Annotated in this window: 5 protein-coding genes; 3 read left to right on the top strand and 2 right to left on the bottom strand. The window is 67.5% G+C overall.

The genetic code is table 11. The features are described from left to right. Window positions 1-132: 132 nt before the first annotated feature. Window positions 133-675, bottom strand: coding sequence for a DNA-deoxyinosine glycosylase (locus ACESMN_RS12925; RefSeq protein WP_373054020.1), 543 nt, complete (start codon window positions 673-675; stop codon window positions 133-135). A gap of 20 nt (window positions 676-695) precedes the next feature. Next, window positions 696-1,187, bottom strand: coding sequence for a transcriptional repressor (locus ACESMN_RS12920; RefSeq protein ID WP_373054019.1), 492 nt, complete (start codon window positions 1,185-1,187; stop codon window positions 696-698). Between the two features lie 710 nt (window positions 1,188-1,897). Here ACESMN_RS12920 and ACESMN_RS12915 point away from each other — a divergent pair. From ACESMN_RS12915 to ACESMN_RS12905, 3 genes are read left to right on the top strand one after another with little or no spacing between them, the layout of a single operon-like run. Then, the gene (locus tag ACESMN_RS12915) at window positions 1,898-4,060 is read left to right on the top strand and encodes a transporter substrate-binding domain-containing protein (RefSeq protein WP_373054018.1); all 2,163 of its coding nucleotides are present in this window, start codon (window positions 1,898-1,900) and stop codon (window positions 4,058-4,060) included. Between the two features lie 10 nt (window positions 4,061-4,070). Next, a complete protein-coding gene (gene ppsA, locus ACESMN_RS12910; RefSeq protein WP_373054017.1) occupies window positions 4,071-6,425 on the top strand; it encodes a phosphoenolpyruvate synthase in 2,355 nt (784 codons plus the stop codon). Continuing rightward, complete coding sequence (locus ACESMN_RS12905) at window positions 6,418-7,221, top strand: pyruvate, water dikinase regulatory protein (protein ID WP_373054016.1); 804 nt, start codon at window positions 6,418-6,420, stop codon at window positions 7,219-7,221. Before ppsA ends, ACESMN_RS12905 begins: the two co-directional genes overlap by 8 nt. The last annotated feature ends 12 nt before the right edge of the window (window positions 7,222-7,233 follow it).

The raw sequence follows: 7,233 nt of genomic DNA, 5'->3' as shown, positions 1-7,233 counted from the left end.
GTAGGAGCGGCTTCCAGCCGCGATGCGGCGTTGAATCGAGTGCCCAGGGCCATCGCGGCCGGAGGCCGCTCCCACAAGGGGGGCGGGCGCGCCCCGCAGCAGCCCAGCAGACCTGTCCCCCGCCGCAACACCTCAAGACCCGCCCGGAAGCACCCCGGCCCGCCCCAGTGCCTCCCCCCACAGGGCGAGCTTCGCCTCCAGCCCCAGGCGCGCATTGGCCGGGCTGGTCGACGGCAGCCGCAGCGCCGGAAGCCCGAGTGCCTCGATCTCCCGCATGCGCCGCGCGCTCTCCGCCCCGTTGTGGACCACCAGGCGCAATGCCGGAGCCCGAACGAGGAGGCCTTCGAGGTCATTGGGTACCGGGTCGCGGATCGCGGTATCCAGGCTGCCCTCGCGGTGACAGCTGGCGTAGACGTCCCACAGACCGACGGCGTGATCCAGCAGGCAGCGGATCCGCTCGGGATACGCAAGCTCCGTCAGCGGCTGTGCCAGCAGGGCGCCGAGGATGGGCCAGAACTGGTTGCGCGGATGGGCGTAGTACTGCTGGGCGCGCAGGGAGGCGGTGCCGGGGAAGCTCCCGAGAATCAGCAGGCGCGTGTCGGCGCGCACCACCGGCGGCAGGGCAGACAACCGGCCCGTGGCGGGACCGGTAGCGCCGCCGCCCCCGGTCCGCAGCGTTCGGGTACCGACACGGGTCACGGCGTGGCCCTGCGCTCCCGGGCGGCGCCTCGACAGGCATGGCAGGTCCCGTGCAGTTCGACCACCTTTGCGCTGATCGTGAAGCCCTTTTCATCCGCCGCCCGATCCAGGGCCTCGCTGATGTGCTCCGGGTGCAGTTCGTCGATGTGCCCACAGCCGTCGCAGATCATCAGCAGGGTCTCGTGGGCCTCCCCCGGGTGATTGCAGGCGACAAAGCCGTTGAGGCTCTCGATCCGGTGGATGAAGCCCTGATCGAGCAGAAAGGCCAGGCTGCGGTAGACCGTTGGCGGCTTGATGCTGCGGTCCTGCGAACTGAGATCGTGGATCAGGTCGTAGGCCTTGATCACGCCCTCCGTCTTCAGGATCTGCCGGAGGATCCGCCGGCGCAGCGCCGTCAGGCGCACCCCGCGCTGGGCACAGACGCGCTCGGCGGCATCCAGCGCCTGGGCGGTTTGCATTGTGGCCATTACCTCTCTCGATGCACTCAACGACACGGCAAGAGCATACCCGAAGCGGCCATGTGTTCGCGAAACCCCGCCGCGCGTCGGTTGCGGATGGGTCATCTACCTGTCACACTCCCGCCGGAGAAAAAAGCCAGTTCACTGGCCCGGTTGGAGAGTTCGTGTTGAGATTCTTTCGGTCTGGTCGCCTCAAGGATTGTTCCATCTGCGTTCTCACGCTTGCCTTCGTCGCGGGCGTACCGATCATGGCTTCGGTCAGCGTTCTGGTGTTTTTCTAGCAGGCACCTGCAGATCAGCGTTCTTCGGAATCGCTCCGGAGATCCTGGCGGCATCCGGTGATCCGGTCAGCGGCGCCTCCCGTGACACCCCCTGGCTGCATCCGGCGTCCGTCACTAATCCTCTCTTCATCGCCACGCCCGTTTCGTCATCGTGCGCGCGGATGCGGCCGTCGCGCCGGGGAACCCGGGCCTGGGGCCCGGCGATCGACCCGGCGCCCGGTTCCGTCCCCCTGGTGCCTGCCGCTTCGCGCGTCCCGCAAAGCTCCGGTGAGCGGCGCATTTCCGCGCACCGCCGCGTGCGCGATCGTGAGCCGGTCAGATCGCCTGTCCCCGGCCGCGGCAGTCCCGGGCTCCTGCCGGCAGCCGTGTCCGGCAGGCGGAGCAGGCCCGTGCCTGGCGGGGATCCTTTCCGTGACCTCTACAGGAGAAGTGCCTTCCCATCGGCTATAAAGAACGGTTGTGTCGCTGTCCGTTCCCGTCTGGTTCATCTCGATGCGCTGGTTCCTGACGATTCTTCTGCTGTTGATGACAACCCCGGGTTGCGCTGAGCAGGCCAGCGCCCTGGCAGGGTTCGGTCCGGTCGAGACCGGCGATCTGGACGTGATAAGGGAGCGGGGGAGCCTGCGCGTCATCGTGCCCGGGACCGCCCTCGGGGAACCATCGCTCCCCCGGCAGGGCTCGCCGATGGCACAGCAGCGAGATCTCGCGGAGGCCTTTGCGCGTTCCCTGGGGCTGCGCATGGAGCCGGTTCCGGTCTTCCGCCTGGGTGAGATGCTCCCGCTGCTAGAGGATGGGCGGGCCGACATCGCTGCCGCCAATCTCACGGTCACGCCCGCACGGCAGGAACTGGTGGACTTCTCCCTGCCGGTCGATCATGTGCGCGAAGTGGTGCTGGTGAGCGCGGGGAACGATGACATCCAGTCGCTCGAGGACCTGGCTGGACGGACCGTGATGGTGGACCGGGCGAGTTCGTTCTGGCACACGCTGAACGTGCTGAGGGAGCAGCACCCGGATATTCACGTGCTCCCGCCCCCCGATCACTTCGACGACGAGTCCACCCTCGACATGATTGCCAGCGGGCAGATCGACGCGACCGTGCGCGACAGCAACATCGCCGCGATGTACCTGGGCTACCGGGACGACATTCGAATGGCCTTTGCCCTCGGGGAGCGGCGATCGATCGCATGGGCGGTACGGTCCGGCGCGCCGGAACTGCGCGCGGCCCTGGACCGGTTTCTGACCATCGAGAAGCTGACCCGGCCGCGCGAGGCCCGCTACGTCGGCGATCTGCCCGAGCTGCAGGAGCGGCGCCGGCTGCGTATCGTGCTGCCCAATACGGCGGCCTCCTATTATCTCTGGCGTGGGGAACTGGCCGGCTTCGAATATGAACTCGCACGCCGTTTCGCCGAGGAGCACGGCATGCGGCTCGAGGTGGTGGTCCCGCCCGACACGGACGGGCTGGTCGAGTGGCTGGAGGAGGGTCGCGCCGACGTGGCCGGCGGGTTTCTGGAGCCGAGCGGCCCCGAAGACGCGGGGATCCGCTTCACCAACCCCTGGCACCACGCCCGGCCGTATCTGATCAGCCGGGACGACGCACCGGCGATCACCGATTGGGACGGCGTCGCGGGCAGTACGGTCGCGGCGCTTGCGGGCGGCACCCTGTGGGCCGAGCTGGAGGCGCGTGCGGGCGAGCACGACTTCGAGCTGGTGGCACTGCCGAGCGTCGGAGGCGACATCGAGGACCTGGTCAACCGGCTGGTCGCCGGCGAGTTCGACCACGCGGTGGCCGAAAGCCACCTGCTGTCCATGGAGATGGCGCGCCGCGACGACATACAGAGGCAGTTCGAGGCGGGCTCGCCGGTGGCGCATGGCTGGGCCGTACGTTCGACGGATGGCGAGCTGCTGGAGGCGCTGAACGAATTCGTCCGCAAGGAACACCGAAGCGCCTTCTACAATATCCTCTACCGCCGCTATTTCGAGGACGAGCGCCGGATCCGCCGCCAGCTTGACGAACGGATCCATTCGGCCGGTCAGCTTTCCCCCTGGGATGACCTGGTCCGACGCTATGCTGCGGCACATGGTTTCGACTGGCGGTTGATCGTCGCGCAGATTTACCAGGAGAGCCGTTTCGATCCGGCGGCGCGTTCCCCAATGGGGGCGGCGGGCCTGATGCAGCTGATGCCGCGTACTGCGCAGCAGGTCGGAGTGGAGGACCTCGACGATCCGGCCGAGAGCATTCGCGGAGGGATCCTCTATCTCGACTGGGTCCGGCAGCAGCTGCCCGAGGATCTGCCGGTCGCGGACCGGATCTGGTTCACGCTGGCCGCATACAATGCCGGTCTCGGACACGTGATGGACGCACGCCGGCTGGCCGGACAGAAGGGCTGGGACCAGGACCGCTGGTTCGACAATGTCGAGAATGCGATGCTCCTGCTGTCGCAACATCCGTATTATTCGCAGGCACGTCACGGCTACGTGCGGGGCAGCGAGCCCGTCGCGTACCTCAACAGCATCAGCTCGAGGTTCATGGCCTACGTGCAACTGACCGAGGATCAGGCTACGTTCACCGACGGGAACGGAAGACCGTCCCCCGGGGAAGAATTCGCAGAAACCGTCCGCTGAGGAGAAGGCAATGAGTTGGGTAATCGATCTGGCCGCACTGACAATGAACGACGTGGCCCAGGTGGGCGGCAAGAACGCGTCGCTGGGCGAGCTCCTGGGCAACCTCGCCGAGGCGGGCGTCCAGGTGCCCGGCGGTTTTGCGACCACCGCCGACGCCTTCCGCGCCCATCTCGCACAGAACGGCCTGGATCAGCGCATCAAGGCCCGGCTGGCCGGGCTGGACATCGATGACATCCAGGCCCTGCAGACCGCCGGCCGGGAGGTGCGGGCCTGGATCGAGGAGGCCGCTCTGCCCGAAGAGCTCGAGATGATGGTGCGCGAGCACTATGCGACGCTGGGTCCGGACGCTCCGGTGGCCGTGCGGTCCTCGGCGACGGCGGAGGATCTCCCGGAGGCCTCCTTTGCCGGCCAGCAGGAGACCTTCCTGAACGTGCGCGGTATCGACGAGGTGTTGTCCGCGCTGCGCAAGGTCTTTGCCAGCCTCTACAACGACCGGGCGATCGCCTACCGCGAGCACAACGGATTCGCGCACGACGAGGTGGCGCTGTCAGCGGGCGTGCAGCGCATGGTGCGCTCGGACGTGGGCTGCAGCGGCGTAATCTTCACCCTGGACACCGAGACCGGATTCCGCGACGCCGTCTTCATCACCGGCGCATGGGGGTTGGGGGAGACCGTCGTGCAGGGGGCCGTAAACCCGGACGAGTACCAGGTCTACAAGCCCGGGCTGCGCGCGGGCAAGCATGCGATCATCGGGCGGACCCTCGGGAGCAAGGCGATCCGGATGGTCCTGACCGAGGGCGGCGGGACGCGCATCGAGGACACGCCGGACGAGCTGCAGTCCCGCTTCTGCCTGAGTGACGAGCAGGTTCACACGCTTGGCCGCTATGCGATCGCGATCGAGGAACACTACGGGCGCCCGATGGACATCGAGTGGGCCGAGGACGGCGAGACCGGCGAACTGATGATCGTCCAGGCCCGGCCGGAGACCGTCGAGAGCCGGGTCGAGGTCGGGGTCAGCGAGACCTATCGCCTCGCGCCCCACGATCGGACGCCGCTGGCCACCGGCCGCGCGATCGGCGGACGCATCGGTTCCGGGGTGATCCGGGTGGTGGATTCGCCGAACGCGATGCACACCGTGCAGCAGGGCGACATCCTCGTCGCCGACATGACCGACCCGGACTGGGAGCCGATCATGAAGCGGGCCTCGGCCATCGTTACCGACCGCGGTGGCCGGACCTGCCATGCGGCCATCATCGCCCGCGAGATGGGCATTCCGGCGGTGGTCGGCTGCGGCAATGCCACCGAGGTGCTGACCGACGGCATCGACGCGACCGTTTCCTGCGCCGAGGGTGACGACGGTCATGTCTATGAGGGCAGGATCCCGTTCGAGGTGCAGCGGACCGGCGCCGCTGACCTGCCGCCGTTGCCGGTCAAGCTGATGCTGAACGTGGCCAATCCGGGGCGTGCCTACACCTTCTCGCGGCTGCCGCATGCCGGTATCGGGCTGGCGCGCCTGGAGTTCATCATCAACAGCCACATCGGGATCCACCCGCTGGCCCTGCTCGACTACCCGAACGTGCCGTACGAGGTGAAGAGCGAGATCGCCAGCCGGATCGCCGGGTTCGACAGCCCGGTGGAATTCTTCGTGCGCAGACTGAGCGAGGGTATCGGCACCCTGGCGGCCGCCTTCGCGCCGGAACCGGTGATCGTCCGGTTGTCCGACTTCAAGAGCAACGAATACGCGCACCTGATCGGGGGGCGGGCCTACGAGCCGGAAGAGGAAAACCCGATGCTCGGCTTCCGGGGTGCCTCGCGCTACCTGGCAGATTCATTCCGTCCCGCCTTCTCGCTGGAGTGCCGTGCCCTGAAGCGCGTGCGCGAGGACATGGGGCTCGACAACGTCCAGGTGATGGTGCCGTTCGTGCGCACCCTGGATGAGGCCAGAGGGGTGCTGGCGGTGCTCGAGGAGGAGGGCCTGAAACGGGGCGAGAACGGGCTCAAGGTGGTGATGATGTGCGAGATCCCGTCCAATGCCCTGCTTGCCGACCAGTTCCTCGATCTGTTCGACGGCTTCTCGATCGGCTCGAACGACCTGACCCAGCTGACACTCGGCCTCGACCGGGACTCGGGACTGGTCGCGGACGCCTTCGACGAACGCGACGAAGCGGTGAAGGCGCTGCTGTCCATGGCGATTCGTGCCGCCAGGCGGAAGGGTCGCTACGTCGGCATCTGCGGGCAGGGTCCCTCCGATCACATGGATCTCGCCGAGTGGCTGGTGGCCGAGGGCATCGAGAGTATGTCGCTGAATCCGGACTCCCTGATCCCCACCTGGGAGCGGATCGCGGAGAAGCTCGAGCGTGGCTGAACCGGCACGGCCCCAGGTCTATCTGCTCTCGGACGGTACCGGGATCACCGCAGAGACCCTGGCCCGGACCCTGCTCACCCAGTTCGACGGGCTGCAGCCGGGCTGGCACCTGCGTCCGTTCGTGCGCAGTGAGGAGCACCTGGAAGACATCTTCGAACGGATACGCAGCGGCCCGCATCCGGCACTGGTCGTCGCCACCTTCGCCGACGCCACCCTGCGCGCGCAGCTGAGGGACTGTCCGGTCCCGGTGCTGGACATCTTCTCCGACCACCTCGATCAGCTGGAACAGGTCTTCGGTTACAAGGCGGAATCCGTGTCGGGACGGGCCCATGGCATCGGTGACGTGGCCCGTTACGACCGTCGCATCGAGGCCCTGAACTTCACCCTTGCGCACGACGATGGGCTGGCGACCGGTGATATCGGTCACGCGGAGGTGGTGCTGATGGGCGTGTCGCGCTCCGGCAAGACGCCGACCTGCCTCTACCTGGCGATGAACTATGGCATGTTCGCCGCCAACTACCCCCTGATACCCGAGGACCTGGCCGGCGAGACCCGGCTGCCCAGCACCCTGCGTGGCCTGCGCGGGCGCCTGCTGGGCATGGTGATCTCGCCGAAGCGCCTCGCACACATCCGGGAGTCGCGGCGCCCCGGCAGCCGCTATGCGAGCCTCGCCCAGTGCCGCCAGGAGTGTCTTGCGATCGACGAATTCCTGTACCGCGAACGCATCCCGCGGCTCGAGGTCACCCATCTCTCCGTGGAGGAGATCGCCAGCCGGGTACGTGCACAGCTGGGGTGACATATCTGCACC

The organism is Thioalkalivibrio sp. (assembly GCF_041690275.1).
GTDB lineage: Bacteria > Pseudomonadota > Gammaproteobacteria > Ectothiorhodospirales > Ectothiorhodospiraceae > Thioalkalivibrio.
Note: the sequence above shows the minus strand (reverse complement) of the source record. Positions and strands in the feature narration are given on the sequence as shown.

Bases quoted from the DNA above. Each gene is read 5' to 3' on its own strand.
- ppsA (WP_373054017.1), top strand. From the start codon at position 4,071: ATGAGTTGGGTAATCGATCTGGCCGCACTGACAATGAACGACGTGGCC.